Source organism: Brevibacillus aydinogluensis, assembly GCF_961514395.1.
Lineage (GTDB): Bacteria > Bacillota > Bacilli > Brevibacillales > Brevibacillaceae > Brevibacillus > Brevibacillus aydinogluensis.
Genome location: NZ_OY569118.1, coordinates 1615237 through 1642217, shown reverse-complemented (window position 1 = coordinate 1642217; position 26981 = coordinate 1615237). Strand labels below are relative to the sequence as shown.

At 47.8% G+C, this 26981-nt stretch carries 32 protein-coding genes and 2 pseudogenes; 13 read left to right on the top strand and 21 right to left on the bottom strand.

Annotation, left to right across the window (positions count from 1 at the left end):
- Positions 1-12 precede the first annotated feature (12 nt).
- The 5 genes and pseudogenes from Q7F15_RS08100 to Q7F15_RS08085 form a co-directional block, all read right to left on the bottom strand.
- A pseudogene (locus Q7F15_RS08100) lies at positions 13-384 on the bottom strand (LCP family protein); the annotation flags it as partial.
- A 44-nt stretch (positions 385-428) separates the two neighbouring features.
- The gene (locus Q7F15_RS20665) at positions 429-608 is read right to left on the bottom strand and encodes an LCP family glycopolymer transferase (protein WP_497197335.1); all 180 of its coding nucleotides are present in this window, start codon (positions 606-608) and stop codon (positions 429-431) included.
- Between the two features lie 152 nt (positions 609-760).
- Positions 761-1447: an SGNH/GDSL hydrolase family protein gene (locus Q7F15_RS08095; protein ID WP_304415378.1), complete on the bottom strand. Its 687-nt coding sequence runs from the start codon at positions 1445-1447 to the stop codon at positions 761-763.
- Between the two features lie 60 nt (positions 1448-1507).
- Positions 1508-2656 (bottom strand): acyltransferase family protein, encoded by a 1149-nt coding sequence (locus Q7F15_RS08090; RefSeq protein WP_304415377.1) that lies wholly within the window; start codon positions 2654-2656, stop codon positions 1508-1510.
- Between the two features lie 411 nt (positions 2657-3067).
- Entirely contained in the window at positions 3068-3952 is an 885-nt protein-coding gene (locus tag Q7F15_RS08085) for a LysR family transcriptional regulator (protein ID WP_212133302.1), read from the bottom strand.
- A gap of 138 nt (positions 3953-4090) precedes the next feature.
- Here Q7F15_RS08085 and Q7F15_RS08080 point away from each other — a divergent pair, with 138 nt between their 5' ends.
- Positions 4091-4630, top strand: a complete 540-nt coding sequence (locus Q7F15_RS08080) for a flavodoxin family protein (RefSeq protein ID WP_304415376.1) — start codon at positions 4091-4093, stop codon at positions 4628-4630.
- Positions 4631-4693: 63 nt separating this feature from the next.
- Here the strand turns inward: Q7F15_RS08080 and Q7F15_RS08075 are convergent, their stop codons facing one another.
- On the bottom strand, positions 4694-5575 hold the full coding sequence (locus tag Q7F15_RS08075) for a LysR family transcriptional regulator (protein ID WP_171566993.1): 882 nt from the start codon (positions 5573-5575) through the stop codon (positions 4694-4696).
- 128 nt (positions 5576-5703) lie between these two features.
- Between Q7F15_RS08075 and Q7F15_RS08070 the strand changes: the two genes are divergently transcribed.
- On the top strand, positions 5704-6762 hold the full coding sequence (locus Q7F15_RS08070; protein WP_171566992.1) for an ornithine cyclodeaminase family protein: 1059 nt from the start codon (positions 5704-5706) through the stop codon (positions 6760-6762).
- Between the two features lie 15 nt (positions 6763-6777).
- The gene (locus tag Q7F15_RS08065; protein WP_304415375.1) at positions 6778-7911 is read left to right on the top strand and encodes an aminotransferase; all 1134 of its coding nucleotides are present in this window, start codon (positions 6778-6780) and stop codon (positions 7909-7911) included.
- Positions 7912-8189: 278 nt separating this feature from the next.
- Here the strand turns inward: Q7F15_RS08065 and Q7F15_RS08060 are convergent, their stop codons facing one another.
- From Q7F15_RS08060 to Q7F15_RS08030, 7 genes and pseudogenes are all read right to left on the bottom strand, one after another.
- The gene (locus Q7F15_RS08060; protein ID WP_171566988.1) at positions 8190-8450 is read right to left on the bottom strand and encodes a metal-sensitive transcriptional regulator; all 261 of its coding nucleotides are present in this window, start codon (positions 8448-8450) and stop codon (positions 8190-8192) included.
- A 70-nt stretch (positions 8451-8520) separates the two neighbouring features.
- Entirely contained in the window at positions 8521-9000 is a 480-nt protein-coding gene (locus Q7F15_RS08055; protein WP_171566986.1) for a DsrE/DsrF/DrsH-like family protein, read from the bottom strand.
- Between the two features lie 106 nt (positions 9001-9106).
- Complete coding sequence (locus tag Q7F15_RS08050) at positions 9107-9331, bottom strand: sulfurtransferase TusA family protein (protein ID WP_171566984.1); 225 nt, start codon at positions 9329-9331, stop codon at positions 9107-9109.
- A gap of 20 nt (positions 9332-9351) precedes the next feature.
- Complete coding sequence (locus Q7F15_RS08045) at positions 9352-10491, bottom strand: MBL fold metallo-hydrolase (RefSeq protein WP_304415374.1); 1140 nt, start codon at positions 10489-10491, stop codon at positions 9352-9354.
- 137 nt (positions 10492-10628) lie between these two features.
- Positions 10629-11207 carry a sulfurtransferase TusA family protein gene (locus tag Q7F15_RS08040; protein ID WP_304415373.1) on the bottom strand — a complete coding sequence of 193 codons (579 nt, stop codon included), beginning with the start codon at positions 11205-11207 and terminating at the stop codon, positions 10629-10631.
- Between the two features lie 114 nt (positions 11208-11321).
- Positions 11322-12104: a sulfite exporter TauE/SafE family protein gene (locus tag Q7F15_RS08035; protein WP_304415372.1), complete on the bottom strand. Its 783-nt coding sequence runs from the start codon at positions 12102-12104 to the stop codon at positions 11322-11324.
- A gap of 466 nt (positions 12105-12570) precedes the next feature.
- A pseudogene (locus Q7F15_RS08030) lies at positions 12571-12690 on the bottom strand (GntR family transcriptional regulator); the annotation flags it as partial.
- Between the two features lie 82 nt (positions 12691-12772).
- Between Q7F15_RS08030 and Q7F15_RS08025 the strand changes: the two are divergent.
- The 6 genes from Q7F15_RS08025 to Q7F15_RS08000 are packed head-to-tail and all read left to right on the top strand — an operon-like array spanning position 12773 to position 15514.
- Positions 12773-13006 carry a DUF2249 domain-containing protein gene (locus Q7F15_RS08025; protein WP_171567021.1) on the top strand — a complete coding sequence of 78 codons (234 nt, stop codon included), beginning with the start codon at positions 12773-12775 and terminating at the stop codon, positions 13004-13006.
- A gap of 14 nt (positions 13007-13020) precedes the next feature.
- Positions 13021-13350, top strand: coding sequence for a hypothetical protein (locus Q7F15_RS08020; RefSeq protein WP_304415371.1), 330 nt, complete (start codon positions 13021-13023; stop codon positions 13348-13350).
- A 33-nt stretch (positions 13351-13383) separates the two neighbouring features.
- Positions 13384-13920 carry a DUF2249 domain-containing protein gene (locus Q7F15_RS08015; RefSeq protein WP_311837934.1) on the top strand — a complete coding sequence of 179 codons (537 nt, stop codon included), beginning with the start codon at positions 13384-13386 and terminating at the stop codon, positions 13918-13920.
- Positions 13921-13933: 13 nt separating this feature from the next.
- A complete protein-coding gene (locus tag Q7F15_RS08010; protein WP_304415370.1) occupies positions 13934-14854 on the top strand; it encodes a heme-copper oxidase family protein in 921 nt (306 codons plus the stop codon).
- Positions 14851-15165 carry a hypothetical protein gene (locus tag Q7F15_RS08005; protein ID WP_304415369.1) on the top strand — a complete coding sequence of 105 codons (315 nt, stop codon included), beginning with the start codon at positions 14851-14853 and terminating at the stop codon, positions 15163-15165. The genes Q7F15_RS08010 and Q7F15_RS08005 overlap by 4 nt, the downstream gene beginning before the upstream one ends.
- A gap of 52 nt (positions 15166-15217) precedes the next feature.
- A complete protein-coding gene (locus Q7F15_RS08000; RefSeq protein WP_171566975.1) occupies positions 15218-15514 on the top strand; it encodes a metal-sulfur cluster assembly factor in 297 nt (98 codons plus the stop codon).
- Positions 15515-15699: 185 nt separating this feature from the next.
- On the opposite strand, the gene Q7F15_RS07995 is transcribed toward Q7F15_RS08000, so the two are convergent.
- On the bottom strand, positions 15700-15933 hold the full coding sequence (locus Q7F15_RS07995; RefSeq protein ID WP_304415368.1) for a hypothetical protein: 234 nt from the start codon (positions 15931-15933) through the stop codon (positions 15700-15702).
- Between Q7F15_RS07995 and Q7F15_RS07990 the strand changes: the two genes are divergently transcribed.
- Together Q7F15_RS07990 and Q7F15_RS07985 are read left to right on the top strand one after the other, a co-directional pair.
- Positions 15923-16165, top strand: a complete 243-nt coding sequence (locus Q7F15_RS07990) for a hypothetical protein (protein WP_304415367.1) — start codon at positions 15923-15925, stop codon at positions 16163-16165. The two genes, Q7F15_RS07995 and Q7F15_RS07990, sit on opposite strands and share 11 nt — an antisense overlap.
- A 214-nt stretch (positions 16166-16379) precedes the next feature.
- A complete protein-coding gene (locus Q7F15_RS07985) occupies positions 16380-17051 on the top strand; it encodes a Crp/Fnr family transcriptional regulator (RefSeq protein ID WP_230077082.1) in 672 nt (223 codons plus the stop codon).
- 27 nt (positions 17052-17078) lie between these two features.
- Here the strand turns inward: Q7F15_RS07985 and Q7F15_RS07980 are convergent, their stop codons facing one another.
- A complete protein-coding gene (locus tag Q7F15_RS07980; protein ID WP_230077083.1) occupies positions 17079-18173 on the bottom strand; it encodes a hypothetical protein in 1095 nt (364 codons plus the stop codon).
- Positions 18174-18479: 306 nt separating this feature from the next.
- Here Q7F15_RS07980 and Q7F15_RS07975 point away from each other — a divergent pair, with 306 nt between their 5' ends.
- Positions 18480-18860, top strand: a complete 381-nt coding sequence (locus Q7F15_RS07975; protein WP_311837937.1) for a DUF488 domain-containing protein — start codon at positions 18480-18482, stop codon at positions 18858-18860.
- 22 nt (positions 18861-18882) lie between these two features.
- Here the strand turns inward: Q7F15_RS07975 and Q7F15_RS07970 are convergent, their stop codons facing one another.
- Both Q7F15_RS07970 and Q7F15_RS07965 read right to left on the bottom strand, forming a co-directional pair.
- Entirely contained in the window at positions 18883-19194 is a 312-nt protein-coding gene (locus tag Q7F15_RS07970; RefSeq protein WP_230077084.1) for a cupin domain-containing protein, read from the bottom strand.
- Between the two features lie 679 nt (positions 19195-19873).
- Positions 19874-20437, bottom strand: a complete 564-nt coding sequence (locus tag Q7F15_RS07965) for a magnesium chelatase subunit ChlI family protein (protein ID WP_304415366.1) — start codon at positions 20435-20437, stop codon at positions 19874-19876.
- Between Q7F15_RS07965 and Q7F15_RS07960 the strand changes: the two genes are divergently transcribed.
- The gene (locus Q7F15_RS07960) at positions 20386-20814 is read left to right on the top strand and encodes a helix-turn-helix domain-containing protein (RefSeq protein ID WP_304415365.1); all 429 of its coding nucleotides are present in this window, start codon (positions 20386-20388) and stop codon (positions 20812-20814) included. The genes Q7F15_RS07965 and Q7F15_RS07960 overlap by 52 nt on opposite strands.
- A gap of 143 nt (positions 20815-20957) precedes the next feature.
- On the opposite strand, the gene Q7F15_RS07955 is transcribed toward Q7F15_RS07960, so the two are convergent.
- The 4 genes from Q7F15_RS07955 to Q7F15_RS07940 form a co-directional block, all read right to left on the bottom strand.
- Positions 20958-22250, bottom strand: coding sequence for a hypothetical protein (locus Q7F15_RS07955; protein WP_304415364.1), 1293 nt, complete (start codon positions 22248-22250; stop codon positions 20958-20960).
- Positions 22251-22301: 51 nt separating this feature from the next.
- Positions 22302-22799, bottom strand: coding sequence for a hypothetical protein (locus Q7F15_RS07950; RefSeq protein ID WP_304415363.1), 498 nt, complete (start codon positions 22797-22799; stop codon positions 22302-22304).
- An 82-nt stretch (positions 22800-22881) separates the two neighbouring features.
- Positions 22882-24102, bottom strand: coding sequence for an IS256 family transposase (locus Q7F15_RS07945; RefSeq protein WP_230076618.1), 1221 nt, complete (start codon positions 24100-24102; stop codon positions 22882-22884).
- 69 nt (positions 24103-24171) lie between these two features.
- The gene (locus Q7F15_RS07940; protein ID WP_304415362.1) at positions 24172-26973 is read right to left on the bottom strand and encodes a hypothetical protein; all 2802 of its coding nucleotides are present in this window, start codon (positions 26971-26973) and stop codon (positions 24172-24174) included.
- Between the last annotated feature and the right edge of the window lie 8 nt (positions 26974-26981).

Here is a 26981-nt window from a genome sequence, read left to right as displayed (position 1 = left end):
TACAAGGAGTGGTTATTGATTTGTTCTCGCAGCAGTGCCTTTATCGCTGTCATGGATCGGAGGGTTGTTTAATTTAGAACGTTGGTCGCTTCTCACATTCATTTCTCTTTGAAGTGCAGTGCGAACGGCAAGGAGTTTCTCCCTGTCCAAATATCCATCCTTCCAATAGGCACCGTTGTCCAGAAAGACCAGGTTGGAAGGTGAAATATCTTTCAGGCCCATAACAAAACCCATTATTTGCGCCTTCGACAAGTCGGTCTGGAGATGTTCACCAGCCACTTCCAGCAGTTTGAATAACTTAGTCAGTTCGCCAAGAGAAACCAACTTTTCAGTCATTGCTTTCATCACCTCTTGCTGACGGCGGCTGCGGTCAAAGTCGCTCGAATAATATGTGACACCTCGACTGTCTTGACGGTGACGAACATAGTCTAATACCTGATCGCCGGCACCTGCACCCCGGGGTTAAGATCAAAATGTGTGCCATCGGTTGGGTCGTTGTAGTACAACTTGCGGTGTACATTTACTTCAACACCAACCAGCTCGTCAATCACTGATCGGAAGCCTTCAAAGTCAATGCTGATGTAATGCTCGATGGGAATTCCAAGCACGCCAGCAAGTGTCTTTTTGACGAGCGTTTCACCTGTTTCTGTTGGTACCTGTCCGTTTCGTTCAGCCTTGCGCCGGGCAATTTCATCTTTTACGTAATCCGCTGGTTGAATTACTCCTCCCCTGACCACTCCGAATATATAGCGCTTATGTCCTACTTTTCTTGTAAGGCTTCAATCAGAAGGGAAGCATAATACTTGCTGCCGTCCGGCTTTAGATGTACCCCGTCTTCGTAGAAGTAATTTCCCTTCCCTTCACTGGCTGCGTACCAGTCTACTACTTTCGTATTGCTGAATGCACTGGCGACTTCCTTGATCGTCGGATTAACCTGATTTTGCCATTTTTTCGGAACTCGCGTTGTTACTAACAACACCTGTTTGGCATCAGAAAGTGACGTTAACAAATTGCGCAGGTGTTCTTTCTTGAAAGGGCCATTCGTCCCGAGTTCAATAATGATGTGGTCCCCTAATTTCCCTTGCTGTTTTAATCCATTTACAACATCCTGGGCTTGCGACATTTGTCTGCCGATCTTTCCATCTACCGTGATTTTCGGCAGCTTTTCCTTCAAGTAAGGCTCCACTCCCAGAATGACAGAATCCCCGATGACAGTGATCCCTTCCCCATTGAGTGGTTCCTCTTGCTTCGTCTCCGTCTCGATTTTCTTTGTTTCAGTCTCGCCCGAATTCTTTTCAGTGCTCTGCGGGTTGGGAGATTGTTCAAATTGTTGGCCTTGTATTTCTGCCTTTTCAGGCGTTTCCGAGGTCTGTGCTCGGAGAACCGGAAAACCAACAGCACAAATGAAGATGACGACCCCCCATATCATCCACACGTTTCTCTTCATTTTTCCATTTCATCCTTTCATTTTGAAATTCATTCCCTTGTTACGAATTCACGCCTTTACTCAGAGGAGTCGTCCTAATCTGCCAAACGTTTTGTCAGTGTAACGCTTGCGAACGAGATTACGAACATTTCCCCGGCGAATCGGCTCTTCGACATACTTGTATGATAGAGCTGCCAGAGCTACACTCATGATCAATTGCAACAAAATGTGTGTGAAACCAGGCTTCTCGGTGTTGACTGTCGGACTCGACAGAACAATGACCGGATAATGCCATATATAGAGACTATAGGAACGTTTCCCAATCCAGGTCAGGGGTCGGCACGCCAAGATTTTCCCCAGTCGGCTGGCCGGATGTGCCAATACTGCAATGACACCTGCGGTGACAAAAGACACAATAAGAAAACCGACCTGATACAGCCAATCATCGTATTCATTTACTGCATTGATCATGACGAGTAAAACAATTAGCCCCAGCACTCCTTTTACATCTAGCAACGTTCGAGCAGTAGGGGAAATCCTGTCATTCAACTTCCAGCTCGGCCAGACGATTGCCAATGCTGCTCCAATCAGGATAGCGAATGCACGGGTGTCCGTCCCGTAGTACACTCGACTTGGGTCCGTTCCCGGCTCATACATGAGTGCCATTGCACTGGCGGATAGGGAGGCCAATAAAAGAATCAGCAGCATTAGTTTTCCTCGTCGCGGCACAAGTTTTATGCCGATCAAGAAAAGAATTGGCCAAACGAGGTAAAACTGTTCCTCAATGGAAAGCGACCACAGATGTCCAATTGGAGAAGCTGGACCAAAACTCTCAAAATAGGAAACGTCATGAAATATGAGGTACCAATTGTTCATGTAAAAAAGTGAGGAGAGAAAATCACCCTGCAGTGCCCGCAGTCTGGAGAAATCGGTCATACTCAGCCATGAAGCCACCACCAGAAGCATGCAAATCATCGCAGGCAACAGTCTGCGTATTCTTCTTATCCAGAAATTCCAGATAGAAACCGTATTGTTTGTTTTATACTCCAATATGATCTGATCCGTAATAAGGTAGCCGGATAGTACAAAGAACATCTCTACTCCCAGCAGCCCACCTTGCATCGACTCCCAATCAAGGTGGTAACCAATCACAGCCAGGACAGAAATTGCTCGCAAGCCGTCTAAACCAGGCATATAGCGTTTCAACGGTTGGTTATGTTCCCTGTTCATGTTGGTTCAATCCTTGTCCGTTTATTGGCTTATTCTCAGCAAGAATATAGCTCCTGGATGTCACGAAGGTTTGATAAAGATGCAAACAAGATGTCAACGAATAGTTGTATCCACTCATTTTCCGGGCGAGTAAAGGTTTTTCCGTAAACAAACGTCTGCTCTCCCGGTAATCATAAGAATCGGAATGTTATATTCTGCGGTTCCCTTCTTGCAAATATCCAGACAGCAACACTAATGTAACGATTTATATGAGCGGAATCAATTTCATTTCGGTTACAACGAGTGGAGAATTCAGTATCGTTGAGTTTCCGACTGAATGAGCATGAACTTAAAACAGTTTTCCGAAAAAAAAGAGTGCCCATATCTGGACACTCTCAAAAAGGTTAATCATGTTGCTCTTCCCGCAAGCATTTACACTGACAAGAGCATCTTGCGAGTAACATGTATAAATTCAGTTAAAGGTGGTGTCATCCATTTATCTTTATGCCAAGCAATTTGAGTATAAAGCGGAGGTGTGCAAGGCTTCCACGGCAATTCCCTCATTCGCCCCGCTTCAATATCTTTTTTCACGACCATTTCAGGCAGCAGTGCCACTCCTAATCCTGCAATCACACATTGTTTAATGGCCTCGATACTGGCAAATTCAATTTTATGTAATGAATAAATTCCAAGGGATTTTAGAGATTCTTCAAACATGTTTCGATAAGAACATCCGGCTTCTGTGAGTAAAAGCGTTTCATGCTTCAGATCGTCGATTGAAAAATTGGCTTTCGATTGGTTTGGCGCGGCGACTAACAATAACTCTTCTTTGACAAGTCGCTCTACCTTTAACGATCCTTCAGGTTTCCACGCATCCATAAAAAAAGCAACATCCAATAATCCTTCCATCAGCTGTTTTCTCGCTATTTCATCAGAATGGGCAGGTTTAAATACCAGCTTTACCTTCGGAAATGCACTCTTGAACTCTTTCAGAATCAGCGGTAATCGATACGTACACTGACTCTCCTGAGCTCCTATTGTTAACGTGCCGCTGATTTCTTCTTCTCCATTCGCTGCTGTTACTGCTTCTTGGCTTAATGCAATGATTTTGTCCGCATATGTTTTAAAGGTACGTCCCGCTTCAGTTAAAATCAGTCGTTTGCCCAAACGCTCAAACAAGGGTTTGCCAATCTCATCTTCAAGGGCTTTGATTTGAGCCGTAACACTTGATTGAGCAAAATTCAACAATTTCGCAGTTTGGGTAAAGTTCAGGTTTTCGGCAGCATGTTTAAATGTAATCAATTGTTTAATTTCCATTATGCAACCTCTTTAAAATCGTTATTTTCGATTTATCCAATCAAGATAATCGTCTGTATCGATTTCGATGCTTAGTATAAGATAGGAATATCCCGAGAACAATATGCAGATGATCCCCAGGAAAAGGAGTTATTCCATATGACAATTGCGGTTATTTATGGTGGAACCCGTCCAAACGGGAACACAGAAACGTTAACGAAGTTAGCCATCCAAGGTATAGATGCAGAAGAAATCTATTTAAAGGATTATGTCATTAAACCGATTATCGATATGCGGCATGCAGAGGAAGGTTTTCCGGATGTTCATGATGATTATAATTCCATCATGAAACGTATCCTGCCGCATGATATCCTGATTTTTTCCACACCAATCTATTGGTATAGCATGACGGGAACGATGAAGAACTTTATTGATCGATGGTCACAAACATTACGAGACCCGAATTTTCCTGATTTCAAATCAAAAATGGCAGCCAAAAAAGCATATGTCATCGCGGTGGGGGGAGATAACCCATACATCACAGGGTTGCCGATGATTCAGCAGTTTCAACATATCTTTGACTTTGTAGGGACAACCTTCGAAGGATATGTTATTGGAAAAGGAAACAGACCAGGTGATATTTTACAGGACCTGAATGCACTGTCTGCAGCGGAACAGCTAAGAAAGAAATTGCAATAAAAGACAGGAGGTTGCGGCTACTGCCATGCAACCTCCTGTATATTTTTCGGGTACCTATTCCGCTTACAAGGATTCTTCAGCTGCTTCGTCCCACCCTTCCATTACCAGTTCGACAAATGCCTGAATGGTAATTTCATCAGAACGATCCCTGCGTGTAATTAAGAAGGTATCCAACGTCTGCGTAAAGCGATGCAGAGGGATGAGTTCTCCCTTTCGTATTTCCTCGTGTATTAAATCACCACTGATTATGCCAACACCTGTCCCTTTTAAAATTGCTTGCTTAATTGCTTCTTCACTGTCACTTTCAATGACAGCCATCGGCGTGGGGATCTCTTCCATACAACGATCAAACAGCCAATCAAGATAAGAAAATTTTTTAAAGAATAAGGGATACGTTTGTAGAATGGCAGAAAGGTCACTATTTTGGTGGAGGTCTTTTCTGATGACCAATAACAGCTCTTCTTCATCAAGCGAAACGAACTCCAGATCTTCATTCTTATTTTTTCCGGTAATAATCCCCACATCCGCTTCACGAGCGGTGATCATTTGAATGACGTCTACACTGTTACAAGAGACCAGTTTTAACTTTACTTGCGGATGAAGTTTCACAAAGGTATGGATAAGCATCGTCAAAAAATGAGTCCAATAGTATTCTGGCGCAGCGATAACCAACGTGCCGTAGGGATCATGCAATCGGTTTAACGCTTTGTTCATTTCCTCTACACAATCCATGATCCTGTCTACATGCTGCTTCAATACTTTTCCAGCCGGAGTCAAATAGGTTTTCTTCCCAACCCGATGAAATAAGGGGTGACCGATCTCCTGTTCCAGATTTCGTATATGCATTGTGATCGTCGGCTGCGTATATCCAAGAATCTCGGCTGCTTTCGTCTGATTAAGATGGGTAGCAACTACCTGGAAGGTTTTCAATGTACGAAGTTCCATATTTCCCCTTCCCCTTATCCATACCTAAAAATTTGTAATCGTAACCATAACATACATCAATTGTTCTTTGATTTAGACTCTATGGTAAATTATGACCAACAAGATTTCAATGCAGAGGAGGAGCAGGGTTGTTTTCATTTCGAGTCATTGATCCACCAAATGTAGAGAAACTATTGGATATGAAACAGGTAATCGAATTGGTTGAGCGTGCGTATTTGTTAAAGGCACAAAAAGAGGCAGCGGTATTCCCGATGGTGTTCCATGAATTTTCTCCAGGAAAAGCTGACATGGACATCAAATCAGGACATCTGGTGGGTGCTGATATTTTCGGATTAAAGCTCGTGTCATGGTTTGGGGATAATCCTGCCAAACAGCTGCCTCCCCTCGTTGGTTTCGTGCTGGTGCTCGACAGCAGAACAGGCGTCCCCATCGGGATGATGGGAGGAGAAGCAATCACGTTAATGCGGACAGGAGCAGCAGGAGGGATTGGCGCCAAGTATCTTGCACGAAAAGAGTCTGAGCATTTATTGATCGTCGGAACAGGTCACTTGGCTCCTTATCTGATTATGTCCACGCTGATGCTCATGGATCATATCAAAAAGGTGACAGTTTACAATCATCATTCATTGGAGAAAGCAAGATCATTTTGCTCTACGATATCAGCAATATTAAAAGAAAAGTTCCTGGCTCCGTATCGGGACAATCCGGTGTTATTTGAGAGATACGCTTCTCGCATCGAACAAGTAGAATTTGCGGCAACTGACCAGATTCAGAAGGCAACAGGAGAAGCAGACATTATTATTACCGCAACTCCTTCGCGACAACCGATCATTCAAAAAGAATGGGTTCGGCCGGGAACACACTTCTCTTGCATTGGGGCAGATCTGGAGGGAAAACAGGAAATCGACGAGCGAATTTTCGCTTCTGCACGAGTATTCGTCGATGATGTTGACCAGGCTGTCCAGGTAGGAGAAACAGAGATACCGATCAAAACAGGAGTCATAGAACGAGATAACATTGTTGCGGAAATAGGCAGTGTGATGCTTGGTACAACTGCTGGCCGTCTTTCAGATGACGACATTACGATCTTTGACAGCACAGGGATCGCCCTGCAAGACTTGATCACGGCTGATTACATTTTAAAACAAGCGGAAGCAAAAGGCATCGGTATCGTCGCGAACCTGTAAGGGAGGATATGAACCATGAAAATGAAGGCTTTCCTGGTAGAAGAATGGATGAATGCCCATGAAATGAACGCAACCATTAATATGGCGGAAACATGTGTGGACTCCCTCACGTTGAAGGAACTTATTACGATAGATGGTACAAATCCTGATGAATTTTTTCGCTCCCTCTATCCGCTGAAGCTAACCTATGGTCATATTGAGGGTTCTCCCGAGTTCAGGCAGCTGGTTGCGAACTTGTACGAAACCATTGAGCCTCATCAAGTTCTCGTCATGAATGGGGCAAGCGGCGCCAACTTTTTAGTGTATTACTCTCTGATCGAACCTGGCGATCACGTTATTGCGGTGCATCCGACCTATCAGCAGCTTTATGAAGTTCCTCGATCATTTGGAGCGACAGTAGACCTTTTGGAGCTGCGCCCTGAACATCATTTTCTCCCCGATCTTGACGAGCTGAAGTCTCTGATTCGACCGAACACGAAAATGATTTGTATTAATAATCCGAATAACCCAACTGGTGCCTTAATGGAACGGGATATCCTGGAACAAATTGTGGAGATTGCACGATCGTGTGGAGCTTATGTACTTTGTGATGAAGTCTATCAGGACTTACTCCAGGATGCTGAGGCCGACGTTCCTTCAATTGCTGATCTATATGAGAAGGGAATCAGCACGTCCAGTGTTTCAAAAGTACTCTCGCTTGCGGGCCTCCGTTTTGGTTGGATTGCCGCTCCACAAGACGTCATTGCGGAATGTATGAAGCACCGGGACTACACAACGATCAGCTGCGGGATGTTGGACGATGTACTGGCTGTCCATGCACTGAAGAACTACGACAAGATTGTAAGCAGAAGTCGTAAAATTTTGCGGGACAACCTTGCCCTCCTGGATGAATGGGTGAAACACGAACAATCCTTTTCCTATGTCAAACCGCGCGCGGGAACGACAGCGATGTTGAAATATGATTTTCCAGTCCCTTCTGTGACGTTTTGTACAGATCTGCTTGCTCATACTGGTGCCTTTTTGACACCTGGTGCGTGCTTTGATATGGAAGGACATGTTCGTATTGGTTATGCTTGCAGTACAGACGTTCTGCAAACTGGACTTGAACAGGTCTCACAGTATGTACGGAAAATGAAGTTGTATCGATGAAGGAACGGAGTCATCCACAGCAGACGCTAAGCGTTCAGAATAGTCACGAAGTAATCTCATCGTTCTGAGCATGCAATACAGGGACATGCCTGCTGAATATAATTGGCATGCTCTCATTTGTCGTCAACGTCATAAGGAACGAGGCGGGTTTGTCGGACATCGCAACAACGCCTTCGACAAGCCCGCCGATTCCTGACGTTCAGACCGAACATTCCAAAGGCGAGCTGCAGCAGCTTTTGTCCCTCTCTGTCTAGGACCACCTGCGCAGGTTACTTCCCCTACCTGCTTTTGATCAATAATGCAACAGCTTCCTGAACCAATTTGCTGGTATCGTTGCCAGCCTCCTTCTCTTCCAAGATGCACCGTTCAAGATTGACCGCCACGATGTAAGCAATGGCCTTGTCAACCGCGTTGCGGACAGCCGAAAGCTGACTTACCACATCCTTGCAGGTTTTCTCTTCCTCCATCATTTTCAGCACCCCGCGGACTTGTCCTTCCACGCGGCGCAGCCTTCTTTTCACATCCTCGTCATATTTCATCGGTACGGAATCTCCCCCTATTCACTATACGTGTATAGGTATATTATACCCTATATCCGGGGAAACAGGCTTAGATAAACAAGTTCACCTTCGCTTCTGCAGCATCCCCCAAATAGGTTGCAACACCGGCATAATCGATCCCGTCGATCAGTTCTTCTTTTGCGAGTCCCAGCAAATCCATGGTCATCGTGCACGCGACCAGCTTGACTCCCTGTTCCCGGGCAAGCTCTATCAATTGCGGCAGGCTCAATGCATTGTGCTTCTTCATGACATGTTTGATCAATCTCGGACCGATTCCGGCAAAATTCATTTTGGAAAGTCCCAGTTTATTCGCTCCGCGCGGCATCATTTTGCCAAACATTTTCTCGAGAAACCCTTTCCTAACCGAAACAGGCTGATCTTTGCGAAGCGTATTCAACCCCCAGAAGGTGAAAAAGATCGTCACTTCATGACCATATGCAGCCGCTCCGTTCGCGATGATAAAGGCGGCGATCGCCTTGTCCAGATCACCGCTGAACAGGATAATGGTGGTTTTTTCTTTTTGGCTCATACAATCACCCCTTACATATACGAGTATGGGTATATTTTTTGCGAGTAAAATCAGTCATACTTGGCGCATGACCTTGAATCGACTGCAATGGAATCTTCAGCACATCCTATTTTTTCTTCACGATAAAGATAAACACACCGTTGTCTTCTGTTGCTTCGATCAATTCATGGTTGGACTGTCTGATCCACGCTGAGAAGTCGTTCATGGAGCCTTTGTCGGTTGTGTGCACCTCCATGATTTGACCTGACTGCAGCGTATCGATGGCTTTCTTTGCTTTCACAATCGGCAGCGGGCAAGCCAGGCCCTTTGCGTCGACAAATACGTCCGCCATGCGTAGTCCTCCTCCTTTTTTTAACCGTGATGGTGTACTGCGCAGCGATTGGGACCGATTTCCAGCTCAATTGCCCTTTCCTGATCGACCTGCAGTTCGCCCCGGTTGATGGCCACGATTTCCTCAAAATTGGGGGGCTTCTCCATGGAAGCTGCGCTGGCCACTTGTTCCGTAAACGATGCTTTGTCTACGTTGCGCATAATCTCGTTATTTTCGCGAATCTTGCCAAGCAGCTCCCCGACAACGCCGCGGTCGTTGATTTCCTGAATATCGGCGTAATGCGCCGGCAGAACCAGGCAATCATCCGGGAGATCTTTCAGCTTGAAAAACACAGTGTGATACAAATCCTCAGCCCATTCTTTCGCCTTGCCCCCGAGATCGGGTCTTCCCAAACCGCCGACAAAGATGGTATCCCCGGACAGCAAAAATCGGTTGTCGATGAGGAAAGAGGTGGAACCCGGCGTATGGCCCGGCGTGGGGATCGACAACACTTCCACATGAACATCGCCGACCTTGATCCGGTCGTAACGATCCAGCGGTTCAAACTTCAAATTCGTCCCCTTCGCCTCTTCGGAAGAAATGTAATATGTCGCGCCGACTTGTTTGACAAGCCGCGGACCGCCGGTGATATGATCGGCATGCATGTGGGAATCCACCACATGTTCGATCTCAAATTGGTGTGTTTTGGCCAGTTCGATGTACACATCAATCTCTTTGTTCGGATCGATGATCATGCCTTTTCCATCGGAAATAACCGCATAAGACAGACAGCCTTTCGCCAACCTGTTGATTTGAATCAATTTCAACTGATCGTCCATATATACGATGGTGGGATGGTAAAACTGGCTCCAGGCAAGCATCCCGCCTTGTAACGAGCAGGTATTGTATCCTTTTTCCATCAACATTTCCGCTACATAATGGGATGCTCCGCCTTTTGCGCAAACAATGACGATTTCCGCATCCTTCGGCAGTCCCGCATACACCTGCACATCCTCCTCCAGAAAGTGGAAATACGGAATGTTCATGGTTCTCAGATTCTTGCCTTCAATTTTCCAATCGTTGTAATCCGTTTCATTCCTCACGTCGAGAATCACGAGATCTTCACCGGAACTCATTTTGCGATGAAGCTCTTCCGCCGTAATCGATCGAACTTGTTCCATTCGTAATCTCCTTTCCTGTTAGAAGTTCAATGTTACTTGGACCACAAAGGCATATTCCAAAATGTCGCCGCACCGCCAAATTCCCTGCCGCCGACGAAGTCCTCTTTTGTGTGTTCCATTACGTTCTTCGAAGTTTCTCATTCGTCGCTTTCTGTGGCTCCCTGCCACTGAGACATGCCCGGCAGCACATTTTTCACGTTGGAAAAACAGTGCTCGGCAAGAATTTGGCAGGCCATGTCGCTGCGGCTTCCCGTACGGCAAATCACGGCATACTCTTTCCCCGGGTCCAACTGAGGGATTTTTTCCTCCAGTTGTCCCAAAGGTACGGATATGGCGCCGGGAATGTGCTCGAAGGCATATTCTGCAGGTTCGCGCACATCCAACACGATGATGCTTTCGCCGGAAGCCAGTTTTTGATTTAATTCCTCGTTGCTCATGGTGTGAGGGAAATTCACTTCCGCTTTCGTTTCGTTGAGTGAGGCTTTTCTCAAGAAATGGCGGAAAACCCCGTTCTCTTCGATAAGACCGATATATTGATGGCCGGTGCGTCTGGCCCAGTTCTGCAAATCCGCGACAGAGCCCTTATCGGTCGCCCGCACTTCGAGAATTTCCCCCGGCATTATTTCTTCCATGGCTTTCTTGGTTTTTACCACCGGCATCGGACATGACAATTGTTCACATTCAAGCACATGATCCGTGTGAATTTCTCTTCTCACAACATTACCCCCTACGATCGCATGTAGATTTTCCGTATTCGATCACGCCGCCGTTTATACTGGCAACCCTTTTTATCCGTGGACGGCAGATACTCCTCACACAGGGTACAGTGGTCACAATATATCCAGCCAAATCTTGATGACCGTTGCCGTGATGAGCGCAGCGAGGATCCATTGCAGCACCTTCACGTTCATTTTTTGGCCGAGATGTGCGCCCATCGGCGAAGCAACAATACTCGCCGCAACCATCACCAGGGACGGAATCAGCAGCATGTGGCCGCCCATCACTTTCCCGACCGTGGTACCGATTGAGGAAATGAACGTGATCGCCAATGACGAGGCGATGGCCATACGGGTTGGAATCTTCAATACGACCAGCATGATCGGAACCGTGATGAAAGCGCCAGCCGCACCGACGATTCCTGACAGGAGGCCCACCGTTGCCGCGGCAATGACCGCAACGGTTGTGTTGAAGCGAATGTCGGAATAATCGCTTCTGACCGCCTCTTTTTTGGGCAAAAACATCATGACCGCCGCAACAAGCGCCATCACAGCATACGTCAGGTTAATCGCGGAATCGGGTAAATATTTTGAGCCGAAGCCGCCGATAAAACTCCCCGCTATGATGGGAATGCCCATGGCGAGAACCAGTTTCTTATTGATAAACCCGCCTTTGCGGTAAGCAAACATTCCGGCCAGTGTGGCAAAAAACACCTGGACCGCACTGACCGCGGAAACCTCTTGCGCGCTAAGGGCCGCGAACCCAAGCAGCGGGGGAATATACAGCAGCAACGGATATTTCACGATGGAACCGCCGATCCCGACCATTCCGGAAATCACGGAACCGACAAAGCCGATCGCGAATAAGGTGATGATCCACCCGAGATCCAGTTCCATAAAACCCCCTCTCATTTGCATGATTACAATGTTTGCCGACTTCTTGAACCAAATGATCCAAAATCGGAACCATCATGCGGACAAGGTCCGCACCACGCAGCTCAGAAGACCACCAGCACGACACTCCCGATGATCTGATCCCATCCGTCTCTTTTTGCCTTACACATGTCCCCCCTTTGTGATCATTTTGATATACATATACCCGTATGGGTATAATAAACCGTTCCTTTCTTTTTGTCAAGTAAGCATGATCTACCTGTTATCTTGCGCGAGTCAGCGGATTGGTCGGCATGAGGTGTCCCTGCCCGTCGACAAGTAGCTGTCAAGCAGCATGGTATCGAAGGGAGTACGATCCCATAATAAAAGCAGGCTTCTATCGAATGGAGCCTCTCCCCACTCTTTCTCTAGTCAGCCTGCTTGTTGCCTATACATGTATCATGGCCATACCCTGCTACGTATCCTCAATCATCCCCAACTCCTCCGCGATCTCCGCATCCATCAGCTTTTCCCCCGGCTGGAGCGTTCCTTCCACAATCCATCTTTGCAGTTGGTGGAAGCGGCACTCCTCTCCCTTCTGTTTTTGCAACTATGATGCGTATCACAATGGAAAACGATCAAACTGCTTACAATAAAGATATCCCCCCAATTATCCCAAGGAGGAGATCATGATGAACGAATTTGTCGCCACCATCCGGGTGCCGGAATACCCGCCGCATCTGAAACACAAGGTGATCTTTGAGACGTTTGAACGATTGAAGCCCGGAGAAGCCCTGCTTTTGATCAACGACCACAATCCGATTCCGCTGCGGTTCCAGTTTGAATCGATGCATCCTGGAGGGTTCACCTGGGAGTACCTCGAGGAAGGCCCCGACCTATTCCAGGTCAAAATCGCGAAAAAGTAAGGGAGGCCTTTGCCATGGCGACGGTTACCGTTGTAGACGAAAAGACGCTCCGGATCGCGGTGGACCTCGAAGACGCCCTCGCCATGATTCGCGAGGCCGAGCGGAATGTGGAGCGCTACGCCAAAGACATCACGACCATCTACGAGAAAATGCCGGAGTTTCACTTCGTCCACTTCTGTTTTTACGCCTACGACAGCTCAGCTCTGTTTGAACACATGCTGGGCGTCGATCCCAAACAGTCTCTCTCATTCTCGCTCGATGCGCCGGATTCGTTTTTCTACACGCTTTACGGCGGGATGGCAGCGCTGTACGAACAGGCAAAGGCAGCACTGCGTTCCGCGTAGGATCGGCCACACTTCCATAAGGAGATGATGCCAATGGGAGACTCTCCGCAAATCGTGGAATTGGACGTTCGACCCCACCTTCGCAAAAAACTGGAACCGTTCCAACTGATCATGGAAACGGTCAAGACGCTTGGTCCGGATGATACGTTTGTGTTGCACACCACCTTCAAGCCCGTTCCGCTGCTCGGCCTGATGAAAGCGAAAGGGTTTGCCTATAAAACCGAGCGGCTGGCGAATGATCACTGGAAAGTGACGTTTGTTCCCAGGGCCCGCAAAGGCGAATTGGAAGGAAGCGAACCGGACGACGAGAACCGCTTGGGCGAAGCTCCCTCCACTGCTTCGCCGGAGGCGCCGCAGACGATTGAACTGAACAACCGGGGACTGGAACCGCCGCAGCCGATGATTCGAACCCTGAAGGCCCTGGAGGGTTGCCGGACTGGCGACCGGGTCGTCATACACAACGACCGGGTACCTGTCTTTCTGATTGAGGAGCTGAGGGCACTGGGATATCCCTATACAGTGGAGGAACAGCCGGACGGATCGGCGCGGGTTACAATCCAAAAGACGTAAGGGTGGGACCTCGATGTTTCTCCTTCCTTTTCTGTTCATTGCCACGGGGCTGGCCTGTTTTGCCCTGTTTTCTCTTTCAACACTCGCGCAGGCGGCCGTCTGGATCGCGCACCCGCCCCGCATTCCGGTGGGATGGTTTCATGTTCATTTGCTCGTACTCGGGTGGGCGACGATGATCGCCATGGGCGCGGTGTATCAGCTTCTCAACGTGGTGCTTCAAAAGGACGTGTTCAGCCGGAAGCTGGGTTACGTGCACTACGCGCTGTATACCGTCGGAACCGTCGGTTTGCTGGCCGGGTTTTCCGCCGGACGTGTGCAATGGATCGCCGTGTTTGCCGCTCTGGCCTGGATTGGCATCGTCTTGTTTGCCGTAAACATCGGGGTGACGTTGATCCGGGCGGGCCAATGGAACCCGATCACGCTCAGTACCGCCGGCTCCATTTTGTTCCTCGTGCTGACAGGACTCGCCGGGCTTTTCATGGGGTTCAATTTCGCATTCCGGTTGTGGCCGGAGTGGCATGAACGGCTGTTTTACACCCATATGTGGCTGGGGACCATCGGATGGTTCGGGTTGTTGATCACCGGCTTCAGCCACAAAATGCTGCCGATGTTCTACTTGGCCCACGGTGTGTCCAACCGGATGGCATACGTCGTTTTTTGGTTGTGGAACGCCGCCGTCCTTGCGGGAGCCGCCGCATTCCTGACAGACGCACCCTTTCCTGCTGTCGGAGCTGCCGTCGGTTTGTTGACCCTGGCGGTGTACGCCTACAACGTGCACACGACCCAGATCCGCAAAGCGCGCCACAAAAAAGTCCTGGCGCAGGCGTGCTGGCGGCCGTCTACAGCACGCGGGCACTGGCCGTTGTCTGTACCGCCGCGCTCGCATACACCCTGTTCGCTCCCGAACGGTCCACGGATGAACGGTCTGTCGTGATCTTCGGTTGGGCTTATCTGTGGGGCTGGGTCGCTCTGACCATTCTCGGGTATTTGTCGAAGATCATCCCCTTCCTTTGGTGGACACACAAGTACGGGCCTCGCGTCGGCAAAGAAAAGATCCCAGCGATGGCCGACTTGCTGGAAGACCGTTACGTCGCTTATGGGCTCGCTCTAACCGCGGCAAGTCTGGTTATGCTGATCATCGGGTTGGGGATGGACGACGCGGTGTTGATACATTGGAGCGGCGCAGCGCTGTCCCTGTCCTCGCTCTTTTACGCGTGCTTGATCGGATGGGTGTTTACCCGTTAGTTAATCGGAAAGGATTTGCAGATCACCCGGCAGGACACAGGAGGTGATTGGAATGGATACGGCGGAGATTCGCGAGCTGTTGAGACAGGTGTACGACCCCGAACTGGGCATCAATATCGTCGATCTCGGGCTGGTGTACGAGATCCAAAACGAAGATGGGGACGTCTATGTTCGCATGACGCTGACGACCCCGGGCTGTCCGATGCACGACACCATCGCGGGGGGAGTGGAACGGTTGCTGGAACGCCAACCGGGCATTCGCTCCGTCAGGGTGGATGTCGTCTGGGATCCGCCATGGTCGCCCGAGATGATGTCGGAGGAAGCGAAAGAGCGGCTCGGCTTCTGTTGAGCAAAGCTTTACATGGCAGCACCGTCCTCGGTTTCGGGGACGGTGTTTTCCACCTTCAGCCCAATCACGGAAGGGTCCGTAAGACCAATGACGGCAAACTGATGGTCATTTACATGCATCATGAAGGGGATCTGTTTGGCCAGATGGATCCTTTTCACGAATCCGTTCATTTTTTCGCTTTTGCGTCATCGTGACGGTACGCTCCAATCTCCTGTCATCTTCAGCTTCACCGTTCCTGGCATCCAGCGCTCAACAGCATCGCGGCAGCCAACTGCATGGCGATAATCAACATGAAGACGGGTGTCACTCGCGATTTGGTTAGAATAAAACGTGTGTTTTGGGATTTTGCCAAAAGGAGACCACACTTGGTCCATCAACATCGGTTTGGCGTTGATGGTGGTATTGAGCTTGCTACCCATCGGGCTGATGCAAACCTGGGCAAGCGTCCAGCATGGGATGTGGTACGCCCGCTCTGCTGAGTTCATGACGCAGAACATCATCCACATCTTTGTCTGGCTGCGCGTCATCGGTGATACCATTTTCTCCGTCGGTGCGCTGGCGCTCGGTTGGTTCATCCTGGGACTCAAGACCGGATGGTCGCTTACGGATCAACCATTGCCGTACGCGGATGACAATCTGCAAAAAACGTAAGCACACACACGATTAAACAAGACATCCTCTAAAGCAGGGTTCCCTCCCCTGGCTTTAAGGGATGTCTCATTGTTCTTTGTTCGCATTGCTGGTCGGGCATCGATCGCCGGACGGGACTGGTGCCATTCTCGTATTCGCTACAAGTGACCGCTCTGATCTGATATCATCAAAATAAAAACCAGCGGAAAGGATCTATTTTATGGGAAATCGGAACATGTTGCAGCAGGTCCCTTTGTTCCGGGATTTGAACCCGCAGGAACTGGACCGCGTCGAACAGATCGCCATCCATCGCCTGATCCGGAAAAAAACGATCATCTTTATGGAAGGTAGCGAAAAAGAAGCGGTCTTTTTCATTCAGGACGGACTGGTCAAAGCATACAAAACCGACGAGGAGGGGCATGAGCAGATCGTGTCGCTCTTGCAGACTGGCGATATGTTTCCCCATACCGGTTTCTTTAATCAATCGCCTTATCCGGCAACGACGGAAGCCCTCGTGGACACTCACGTTTTGGCCATACCCGTCCGCGCGTTTGAGCAGCTCATCTTGGCGATGCCGTCCATTGCGATCAAAGTCATCGATGTCATGGGCGCCAAGATTCGCGAACTTCAACAAAAACTTCAACAGTTTACCGGCCACGACGTGCACGACCGGATCATTTTCTTTTTGTTGCAATTGGCTGACAAACACGGAGAGGTAAAAGGATCTCGTATTCACATCGAATTGCCGATGACCAATCAGGAATTGGCCAATACGATCGGAACAACCAGAGAAACCGTAAACCGGCTGTTAAACCAACTGAAAAAGCAACGCATTCTTGATACGCACCGTTCGGAAATCATCATTTTGGACAGGGATGCGCTGAAACGATGGAAAGAGCATAATTAACGCGAAGCACCGCCTCGATGGGCAACGTTAATGGCGAAATACCCTTGACAGCTCCGCCAGATAGATCACGACTCCGATCACCATGATCAGCAAGCCGACCGTCGCAACAGCAGAATGAATGCCCATATTCCCGATGATGAACAGGCCCAATCCTAAGAGAAAGACCCACAGCTCCAACGTCAACCTGTCGTGCCGGACCATTTCTGCCAACAGGACGGCGCCCTTTTTCTGCTCTTTGGTCCGAAACCGGTGAGCCCACCATAAAAACGGGATGATTTTGGACAAGTACGCAAGGATGGAAGCGGAAAACCAACCAAGGACCACATACAGAATCAGGGTGGAAACGACCGTGTAGGAACGGGCAGCGCCACCATGCCATCCGTGCAGGATTACCCATACCAACGCAACCAGAAACGTAATGGTTAACAGTACATCGGCCACTTTTACCGCGCCGATCGGCTGCTTGCCACTGCTTTGTTGCCGAACATCGCGAACGAACCAGACAAGCATTCCGAGTGCCGCGACAACAAGCAGCAGTCCGGCGCTCGAAAACATCCGGTAATCTGACCACCATCCTGCACCCCCGAGCCATACTCCCGCCTGGAACAGGATGACGATCGCGTAGTTCAACTTCGTCCCCGTCTTCCTTGATACATAAAACATGGGAAGCAGCTTCAAGCTGTAGCTCGCAATCAGACCTCCCAACCAGCCAGCCAGACCGAACCACATATGCGTATAAAACAGTAACTCGTATCGTGTCGGAGACCAACCCGTCCAGGCGGCGATGCCCAGGGTCGTACCGAGCACAACGGTCACACCCAGGTCAAGAAGGCTCAGGATAGCTCCAACGGTGACCGGCGTCCACAGCTTGCCGCGAGCGTAAGTGGCTCCCAGGTTGAAGGTGTAGACCGCCACGCCCAGCACGATGAGCCCCCCGCCGCTGACAATTCCGATGCGGTTCCAGTTCCAAAAGCCGACCAAGAGGAGAATAACGCCTGTCACGTAAGCGATCAGATGGAGCCAAGCGAGGTTCCGGCTATAGGTGGAAGTTCTCAACAGCACCTGTGTCACCTGGTAGCTGGCTCCCATCGCAATCATCGTCGCCCAGCCGAGCAACAGCATATGCGCCCACAAGATTCCCTCGGGAGAATGCAAAGCCGATGTTGTTACCAGATGGGGCATGTTCCCCAAGCCAAACAGAAGAGCCGCGAGAAAAAACAAGGCTCCAGCGGCAAAAAAGGTGAATGTTACCGGAAACATATTCAGATGCGGAGGAAGGGCTGAACGCTTTTGCTCTCTCACGGTCACCACCTCACTGATTCACCATGACGGTATTGTAAATCGGGCCTTGGTTCATTTCCTCGCTCCGGAGTGATATAATGGCCGCAGTCAAATCACTGCATGTTGCGAAAGAAGGCTGATTGTCCTATGATGCATCAGATTTTGGTGAAGCGCATTTACGACGCGCCCTCCCCTGAAGACGGCGTCCGCATTCTGGTTGACCGGCTTTGGCCGCGCGGCATTTCCAAAGAGCGGGCTGCGGTCAACGAGTGGATGAAAGAGATTGCCCCGAGCACCGAACTTTGCAAGTGGTTCGGCCACCAACCGGAGCGGTTTGACGAATTCAGCGCTCGCTACGAACGGGAACTGGAAGGAGATCCACTCCGCAACGAACTGGCCGACCGAATTTGCAGCATGACCGCTGAACAAAACGTCACACTGGTCTATTCCGCAAAAGATTCCGTCCACAACCAGGCCATCGTGCTGCAACGTTGGCTGGCCCGCCGATCCGAACGGGAAGAACGCTAACGACGGGCCTGAAACGCTTTCGTTACGGTTTAAACACGGAATGAGCTTCCGGGCTGGGTGTCAGCACCAGCACAACCACACTGTCTTCCAATGCTTCGATGGCATGCTCCACCTGCTTGTCGAGGGAGATCATGCTGGCTTGAGCCAGTTCCACTTCTTCATGGGCGACAAATCGGATTTTTCCTAGCAGCACAAATACCAGGATATCGCTGGTCGTCTTGTGCTTCTGTAATACCTTTCCTTTTGGAAACGAGAACTTCACGACTTTGGACACACCATTATCCAGCACCGGCTGGATAAATGTTTCCTCGAATGACAGTGGGTATACTTTCATTCTCCCCAACTCCTGCCAGTCAATTTCAATCCGGATGACGAATCACACTTACTATTACCAATGGCAGTATCGTTTATTTACATTACGCGAGGGTGAGTGTATGCATCAGACCTGGCAAAAGCCTCACGCCATCTCTTGATCAGGCTGCACATGGCTGTCGCGGCGGACGATTTCTCACACGAACGGCCCGTTGCCAAACCGATCACGAACATGGCAATACCGACCACGCAGCGGCAAAAATCGTGTCACCCGCTGCACGACTCCAGACAAGATTTTGCAGCAGCGGCTGGTGCAAAAATTCGGCGGAACGCGCGTACTACTTTGCTGTTCCGCAAATTTTCACAGGCCTCGAATCCAATCAGGACGAGCGGCACCACCTCGACCGCGCCGAATGCGCCTCTGCTTACGAAAAGGCGACATTACTGTTTATGTGCTTCTTTACATTATGAGCTAATCTTTTCCCCACGCATCGTGGAAGAACGTCACGTGTGTAGACAACATTTTCTCCGCAAACAATTCACTTGCGTAACCGGCTACTACTTGTCCAGTCCAGCCGGTATTCGTGTGGCGATCGTTGCTCCTCTCACACTCTTTCTCATGGTCGGTAGGCTGTTCCCCCAAATATCTATCATAACTATACCCTGCTATGTATCCTCTACCGGCTAAATCGATACACTCCTCATCCCAGCACCCCGCGATCCAATGCGCGATATCGGATGGCTTCCGCCACATGGGCGGCCTCGATCTGCTCAGAACCGGCCAGGTCGGCAATGGTACGGGCCACCTTGACGATCCGGTTGTAGGCGCGGGCGCTCAGGCCGAGCGTCTCAAAGGCGAGCTGCAGCAGCTTCTGCCCCTCTCTGTTCAGGCCGGCATACCGGCGCAGCTCCTCTCCGTTCATCGCGCTGTTGAAAGGAGCGCCGGGGCGGTGCCGGTAACGCTCGCATTGAATGGCCCTCGCCGCTTCTACTCTGCAGCGGATCTCTTCGGACGATTCCGCCTGCGGCCGCTCCTGCAGCAGCGTTACCGGCACCCGGGGAACTTCCAAATGCAGGTCGATCCGGTCAAGCAGCGGGCCGGACAATTTCGACCGATACTTTTGGATCTGCTGCGGCGTGCAGGTGCATTCGCGCTGGTCGCGGGAGCCGTAGAAGCCGCACGGACACGCGTGAAGATAACAACCTAGAACTTGTGATTTACAGGGAAACTTCAACGTCGCCTGCATTGCCAGAAGATGATTCACCAGGTGGACGCATAAGACGTGCTCGCTTAGCGAAAAACATGTTGCTTGTCGATCTTGCTGCTGCAACCGGTCTCAGCGTCCGATCTCTTCGTCTGGCCGAACAGAACAAGTCATCAGTAAGCCCGCCTAATCTTAGAAGATTATCTGAAGCATTGGGAGTGTCAATCGCTTACCTTGGTTGTTTTGAGAACCTTCCGGAACATACACTAGGCCAGCGGATCAAGAAGGCTCGTCTGTATCATGGATATAACAAAAGAGAATTTGGAGAGATTTTTGGGTTGAGTCCGAGTATGATATTAGGATGGGAAAAAGATGAGTACCGGCCTTCCGAAAAATATATGAAGCGTCTTGATACATTCTTAGCTATTTTACGTTAGCATCAAGGCCCTCCTCGGTCGAGAAGGGCCTTGATGCTCTGTTGACGCTTCACGCTAAATAATTGCAGGGAAAGTTATAGAGTTTCCCGCAAATCCCTTCAGCCGTCCCCCATTACAATTCCCGCGTGGGTTGTTTGTTTGGTTCACCATTCTACAACTGCCCGGGCAAGCTGCTGCCTGACGATATATCCGTCAATCTTCCTGCTTCTGTTTGAAATATAAACGCAGTAAATCAAAGGTTCGCTCCAGCGCCTGTATAAATTCATCCTGATTTTGAAACAAGAAATGAATGGTTCTGATATCGAACGGCAATATGTCTCTGTGTTCCACCAAAAATCTTGTAAGGACCTTTTCCCTGTCTCCTCGACCAGATACGTAACGATACTGGCTTTCTGAGGAAAATGTGTAAACTCAATCTGCATCCGATTGCCTTGGTAGATCGCCTTGCCGCCAAACAGAATACGATCATCCATATGTATGCGTTGAAACGAGTATTCCGCCATGAATGGATCCGCCATCTCTGCATAAAGGGCGTTGGCATCAAAGGTCTCGATCCTGTTCTTTTTCAGCCACGGATCACCTGTTTGCTGAAACACCTGCACGATTTCCTCAAGGTGCTGGCGCAGTTCATGTTCATTCGCATACTCGAAGCTTTTTAATCCTCGCATCGCGATGTAGAACAGGTTTGCCCCAGTGTTGCGCGGCGTAAAGAGTCTGGGCTCGATGGTATTCTTTTGCGTCATATCGATGATCAAGCCGTAATCAAAGCCGTTTTCACGTTTGACAAAGTACAGCCGGTCGCCCATTTTTGGCCGTTCTTCGTAGGCATATCCCATGTGACGCAACGATTCATTCAGCATTTCTACAATAATTTTGTCTGCCAAGAATCGCTTTGTGGCTGGTTTGTTGAAGCTTGCCCCTATTTCGTCAAGCTGGCGTTTGGACATCGTGGACACGTACTCATACGATATCCAGGAAATCTTTTCAAATCCCATCGCCTGCTTGAAATGCTCAACGCTGTGCAGCAGATCTTCCGTCTGAGGAGTCCGGGCGCAAAGGACGCGTTCCAGGCGTGCTAGTGCTGCTTCATCGACAGCCAGTTTCTTCAAAAGAGGAACATTCGCTTCTTCAATGCTGCTGTGATTGTATGTTTCGTAGTTGATCTCCAGCGTTCCCTTTCGCTCGCCATTTTCATACAGTTCATAGTGCCATCCGTAATCCTCTGCATGGACGAAGGAAAACGAATGGGTGTTGAGTGCAGCCGATAATTGTCGCGCCTGTTCCGATCCTGCTTCCGCTCCATTCTCCGTGACGACCGCATACCATGTTTCGTTGGCGGGAAACAGGCAAGACGGTGCTTTCCATTTACGGACCGCGCTGCTTATCTTCCTTTTGTTTGCTTCCTTGACAAGAATGGCAAACGTGAATTCGCTCAAAAAAATTCCCTCCTAAACATTCCCGGCAAGAGGGGGCTTGCCGGGTTTCGTTTATGGCGCCGTACGCAAAATTGTAATCGCATTTTGCAGGAGTCCCCCTGCCGCAGCAAATGATACCGGATCATCCGCAATTCCTGTTCCAGCTGTGAAAATGTCCTCCGCAATCGTTCCGATGACAATGAGGGTCGCTCCTCCAATCATGGCAATGGCAGCCACTTTTCCTGTACGCGTATCCTTAGCAATTGTTTCTACCTCTACTTTTTTGCCGTTGATAGTTGTTGTATATTTCTTTCGGTTCATCTTTACCACATATTTGTCTATGTGAGTACGGTCAGATCGAAACTGTGCATAATATACCATGCCCGGTTGGTTATCGAATTGATACAGGACAACTGCGGTTTTATATTTTGGTATGTCTACTATATGATAAATGACATCCCACGTAGCTATTGTACCTGGAGCTACTGTCTTATCTGGATCATGATATTTATAGGCAGAGATATATTTATTTAACTTAGCTTGAGCAAGTGCGTAATTTTTGGGGTTCACGTAAAGACTCCAGGTTATCGGTTTTAACTCAAATATTTCGGGTCTGTCAATGATTTTGTGTAAACTCCAATAGCCGTTAGGCTCAGCGGAGATATGGTTGAACTCGCTCCGGAAACTGAACGGACAGTTGTAACAGAATTTGGCCCCAGTTCTGAACTCTCCCCGTCCACTTTCGTAACACATCCATGGTTGCCAGGTAGAGCATTTTGAGCAGGGCTTCGTCTGTAGGGAAAATGGCTTTTCCTTTGGTGACTTTTCTCAGTTGGCGATGGTAGCTCTCAATGACATTGGTTGTGTAGATCAGTTTGCGAATTTCGGGTGAGTACTTGAAGAAGGTGGAGATTTCCGCCCAGTTCGTACGCCAGGAACGGACAATAAGGGGGTACTTTTGTCCCCACGTCTGCTCGAATTGATTCAGTTCTTCCAAGGCGGCCTCTTCCGTGGCCGCTTTATAAATCGGCTGCAGGGCCGACGTGATCTTCTTGATGTCTTTGTAGGAAACGTATTTGATCGAGTTGCGAATCTGGTGGATGATGCACTTCTGGATTTCCGTGATGGGATAGCAAGCGGAAATGGCCTCGGAGAAGCCGCGAAGATTGTCCACACAGGTAATGAGGATGTCTTGCACGCCCCGGTTTTTCAACTCGTTTACGACATGAAGCCAGAACTTTGCCGATTCATTTTCCCCGATCCAGATGCCAAGTACATCTTTGTGGCCTTCCAAGTCAATGCCAATGGCCATGTAGGCGGCTTTGTTGACGATGGCACCGTCTTGTTTCACCTTGAAGTGAATGGCATCCAGGAACACGACCGCATATACCGCCTGCAAAGGACGGTTTTGCCATTCTTTGATCAGCGGGACGATCTTGTTGGTCACGTTGGAGATGAGGGTAGGAGAAACCTCGATGCCGTAGAGCTGCTGCAGGTGATCCTGAATGTCGCGGGTAGAAACACCCTTGGCATACATGGCAATGATTTGGTCTTCGATACCCGTCACGTTCGTTTGGTTCTTTTTGACGATGGTCGGCTCAAACTCACCGGCCCGGTCACGCGGAACCTGAATGTCCACATCGCCGTACTCGGAACGCACCTTTTTCTTGCTGTAGCCGTTCCGGCTGTTGGTGGTTTTCTTGTTTTTCGTGTCGTGCTTGGCGTAGCCAAGAGATGTCTCCAGTTCGGCTTCCAGCATCTCTTGAAGGGTGTCGGCAAACAACTCCTTCAGGGCCGATTGGACGTCTTCCACCGATTGCATGTTCTTTTCCTTGATCCACTGCTTGAGTTGCTCTTTGGTCATCAGGCTCATGGGCTCTCCCAACCTTTCTTAGAATTCATTGTACTCTATTTTGAAGGTTAGGAGTTTACACAAAATAGTTTATAGACTCAATATTTCTGCATAGTTCATATTACCGTATAAACCAGTATCATAAACCATGTCAGGCCTTAATTTTGTTTCTCCAATTTGAAAATTAGTAAAGCCATGCGGGCGAATACGCGGGTCATTCTTAAATTTCTGAAAAACTTGCTGATGAACCTCAGTACCAAATACAGCAAGCCAGTTGCTGGCACCACTCTTTCTCGCTGATGGAGTATTATCGTCTCCATAAGTCGTCATATATTCGATATCATTTTCAATGAGCCAATTCCAATCCAATATGTTTCCTGTTGATATTATTTTTGTAGCCAACGTTTCAGTTAGTGTATAGAATGAGACGGCAGCATTGTCAATTTTAAACACATAATCAAGAACTTGATCTTTTCCCAAACTGCTTAAGGAATCAGAGTTCGCATACCCAATTATATCTTTATGATATTGCTTCAACTTGTCTTTATAATTTTCTATTTGCAGTAGGATGGACTTTATTGTTTCAATGTCATCAGTCTGATAATCGTAAAGAATAGGGATTTCGAAGAGTACTCCCTGTACTAATGAACCATTCACAGATGAAGTAGGGTCGTCTATTGCTTCGTAAAAGTTACCATCGCTGTTGTAGTATTTGAGTTCTAATAATTCCGCACCATCATTTATTCCATCCCCGTCAGTATCCCATTGGGTTGGATCAGTAGTAATTGTCCTAATATAGTGCCCCTGGTAACCAATTCGAATCCCATTTCGCTCGATATCATCTCTTATTCCATCACCATCCATATCATCATTATTAATTTCTGTAAATAGGTCGTAGAATGTATAGAATGTCACAGGAGCATTTTTGGGGGTTACTGTTATCCTACCCTTAGACGGAACAAATGGTTTTTCTGTAGTATCTTTCACTTCTTTAATGACATTACCTTTCTCGTCAAATAAAGTGTAATCATATTTATTTGTAGTAGATGCGTTGTTTTTAACTTGTGCTTCTTTCCCACTGTGGTTATAAAGCGATAGCGTTTCACCATTATTTATTGTCTTTTTTAATAACGCTGGACTAAACGATTTTTCAGATTTAAAGGATTCCTGACTATAAATAAAAGTGACTGGTTCATCACTTACGGTCGTGACTACTATTTTTGCACCTGAGGGAATATAATATTCTGTCACAGAATTGTCTTCTAATTTATATCCTGTGCCATCACTAAGGTAGATCGCATAGTCAAACGTCCTGGAAGGAGCAACCCCATCGTTTTTAATTTGTTTGGATGTGGTCGTAATGTTTGTAAAAACATAACTTTCTCCTTTATTTACAGTGACTCTACGTAATGCTGGTTCTGTGGAGGTATCCCCATATAAAAGTTTATAATAGCCATAATACGTTATTGGTTGATCAGAAACTGTCGTTACTACAATTCTACCACCCGCTGGAATCGAGGGTCTTGCGTTTGCATTTGATGCTTGCTTTATAATAACCCCATCTCGATCATATAATGTATAATCAAACCTTTTCGTAGCGTCTGCGTTATTTTCAAGATAAATAACTGTGTCTCCTATGTTTGTAAAAGAATAGCTTTCATTTTTATTTAAGGTTATTTTTAGTAATGCAGGATCTTCGCTTACATCACATTTAAATACCATTGGATGATAAACAAAAGTAACTGGGTTACCATCTTCTACCGTTACAACAATTTTTCCCCCTGTAGGTATAGACGGATCGGATGTGTTATCTATGCCTTCATTTTTAGCTGTGCCATCACTATTGTATAAAGCATAATCAAACATTTTATTTTCTGACGAAGAAGCATCATTTATAAGTACTTTAGACGTAGTACTCGTATTTATAAAACTGTAACTTTGTCCGCTAACAATCTCTTGCCTTATTAATGCTTCCTCGTCCGAATCGTTTACATTAAAGAGTTCATAACCTCCTCCAAACGTAATCGTTTGGTCAGACCTGTTGGTAACGACAATTTTCCCACCAGGGGGTACTACTGGCTTCGCAAATGAATCCGCAGCGTATTCAATCAAATCACCATTCTTATCATATACCGAAAAATCATATTTTTTAGTCGAAGATGCATCATTTTCTAAGATACCTTCAATGTCACCCTCATTAATAAAAATTAAGCTTTGCCCAGAACTTGAAGAAGCTTTTACGAGGGCAGGGTTCGTACTTGGTTCAACAGATGTTTTAGCAGGATAATATGTGAAAGTAACCGGCAATTCTGAAGTAACTGTAATACGTACCCGTTCACCCAACGTGATATATGGTTCATCATCAGTATTCAGTCCTTGTCGTTTAATTTTTCCGTTTCTATCATAAGTTATGTAATCAAAGTATTTACCGTCCTTTTTAGAAGCATCATTTCTAATATTGGCTGCACTTGTAGTCGATTCAATAAACCAATAGCTCTCCCCTTTATTTATGGTGATTGTTTCTTTCGTAGCCCTTAGACTTACATTCTTCTCTATATCATTTTGTACTTCATTATCGTTGTCTTCTCCCTCTATAGCATCTACTTCATCTACCCGATCTTGGCTTTGATCTTCTTCTTGACCTTGACTTTCTTCATTTTGGCTTTGATTTTCATTTAACTCATCTACATTTGATTCATTGACATAAGTAATATCTTCATTCCCCTGTTCTTGATAGGTATCTATATTCTTACCCAAATCATTAGTAAAATGATCATAATTATTTGTATTTTTTAGAATTGAAGCGGCATTTGCCTTACCAACATAAGGGCTTATTAGCTGTAAGATTAGTGAAAACATAAGGACCAGAATCCCAAAGCGTTTCGCAATCACAATAAGCA

What these genes read in the sequence shown, in the direction of transcription:
- Q7F15_RS08095 (WP_304415378.1), bottom strand. Translation starts at nt 1,447, where the DNA reads ATGAAGAGAAACGTGTGGATGATATGGGGGGTCGTCATCTTCATTTGT.
- Q7F15_RS08090 (WP_304415377.1), bottom strand. Translation starts at nt 2,656, where the DNA reads ATGAACAGGGAACATAACCAACCGTTGAAACGCTATATGCCTGGTTTA.
- Q7F15_RS08085 (WP_212133302.1), bottom strand. Translation starts at nt 3,952, where the DNA reads ATGGAAATTAAACAATTGATTACATTTAAACATGCTGCCGAAAACCTG.
- Q7F15_RS08080 (WP_304415376.1), top strand. Translation starts at nt 4,091, where the DNA reads ATGACAATTGCGGTTATTTATGGTGGAACCCGTCCAAACGGGAACACA.
- Q7F15_RS08075 (WP_171566993.1), bottom strand. Translation starts at nt 5,575, where the DNA reads ATGGAACTTCGTACATTGAAAACCTTCCAGGTAGTTGCTACCCATCTT.
- Q7F15_RS08065 (WP_304415375.1), top strand. Translation starts at nt 6,778, where the DNA reads ATGAAAATGAAGGCTTTCCTGGTAGAAGAATGGATGAATGCCCATGAA.
- Q7F15_RS08060 (WP_171566988.1), bottom strand. Translation starts at nt 8,450, where the DNA reads ATGAAATATGACGAGGATGTGAAAAGAAGGCTGCGCCGCGTGGAAGGA.
- Q7F15_RS08055 (WP_171566986.1), bottom strand. Translation starts at nt 9,000, where the DNA reads ATGAGCCAAAAAGAAAAAACCACCATTATCCTGTTCAGCGGTGATCTG.
- Q7F15_RS08050 (WP_171566984.1), bottom strand. Translation starts at nt 9,331, where the DNA reads ATGGCGGACGTATTTGTCGACGCAAAGGGCCTGGCTTGCCCGCTGCCG.
- Q7F15_RS08045 (WP_304415374.1), bottom strand. Translation starts at nt 10,491, where the DNA reads ATGGAACAAGTTCGATCGATTACGGCGGAAGAGCTTCATCGCAAAATG.
- Q7F15_RS08035 (WP_304415372.1), bottom strand. Translation starts at nt 12,104, where the DNA reads ATGGAACTGGATCTCGGGTGGATCATCACCTTATTCGCGATCGGCTTT.
- Q7F15_RS08025 (WP_171567021.1), top strand. Translation starts at nt 12,773, where the DNA reads ATGAACGAATTTGTCGCCACCATCCGGGTGCCGGAATACCCGCCGCAT.
- Q7F15_RS08020 (WP_304415371.1), top strand. Translation starts at nt 13,021, where the DNA reads ATGGCGACGGTTACCGTTGTAGACGAAAAGACGCTCCGGATCGCGGTG.
- Q7F15_RS08015 (WP_311837934.1), top strand. Translation starts at nt 13,384, where the DNA reads ATGGGAGACTCTCCGCAAATCGTGGAATTGGACGTTCGACCCCACCTT.
- Q7F15_RS08010 (WP_304415370.1), top strand. Translation starts at nt 13,934, where the DNA reads ATGTTTCTCCTTCCTTTTCTGTTCATTGCCACGGGGCTGGCCTGTTTT.
- Q7F15_RS08000 (WP_171566975.1), top strand. Translation starts at nt 15,218, where the DNA reads ATGGATACGGCGGAGATTCGCGAGCTGTTGAGACAGGTGTACGACCCC.
- Q7F15_RS07995 (WP_304415368.1), bottom strand. Translation starts at nt 15,933, where the DNA reads ATGGGTAGCAAGCTCAATACCACCATCAACGCCAAACCGATGTTGATG.
- Q7F15_RS07985 (WP_230077082.1), top strand. Translation starts at nt 16,380, where the DNA reads ATGTTGCAGCAGGTCCCTTTGTTCCGGGATTTGAACCCGCAGGAACTG.
- Q7F15_RS07980 (WP_230077083.1), bottom strand. Translation starts at nt 18,173, where the DNA reads ATGCTGTTGCTCGGCTGGGCGACGATGATTGCGATGGGAGCCAGCTAC.
- Q7F15_RS07975 (WP_311837937.1), top strand. Translation starts at nt 18,480, where the DNA reads ATGATGCATCAGATTTTGGTGAAGCGCATTTACGACGCGCCCTCCCCT.
- Q7F15_RS07970 (WP_230077084.1), bottom strand. Translation starts at nt 19,194, where the DNA reads ATGAAAGTATACCCACTGTCATTCGAGGAAACATTTATCCAGCCGGTG.
- Q7F15_RS07945 (WP_230076618.1), bottom strand. Translation starts at nt 24,102, where the DNA reads ATGAGCCTGATGACCAAAGAGCAACTCAAGCAGTGGATCAAGGAAAAG.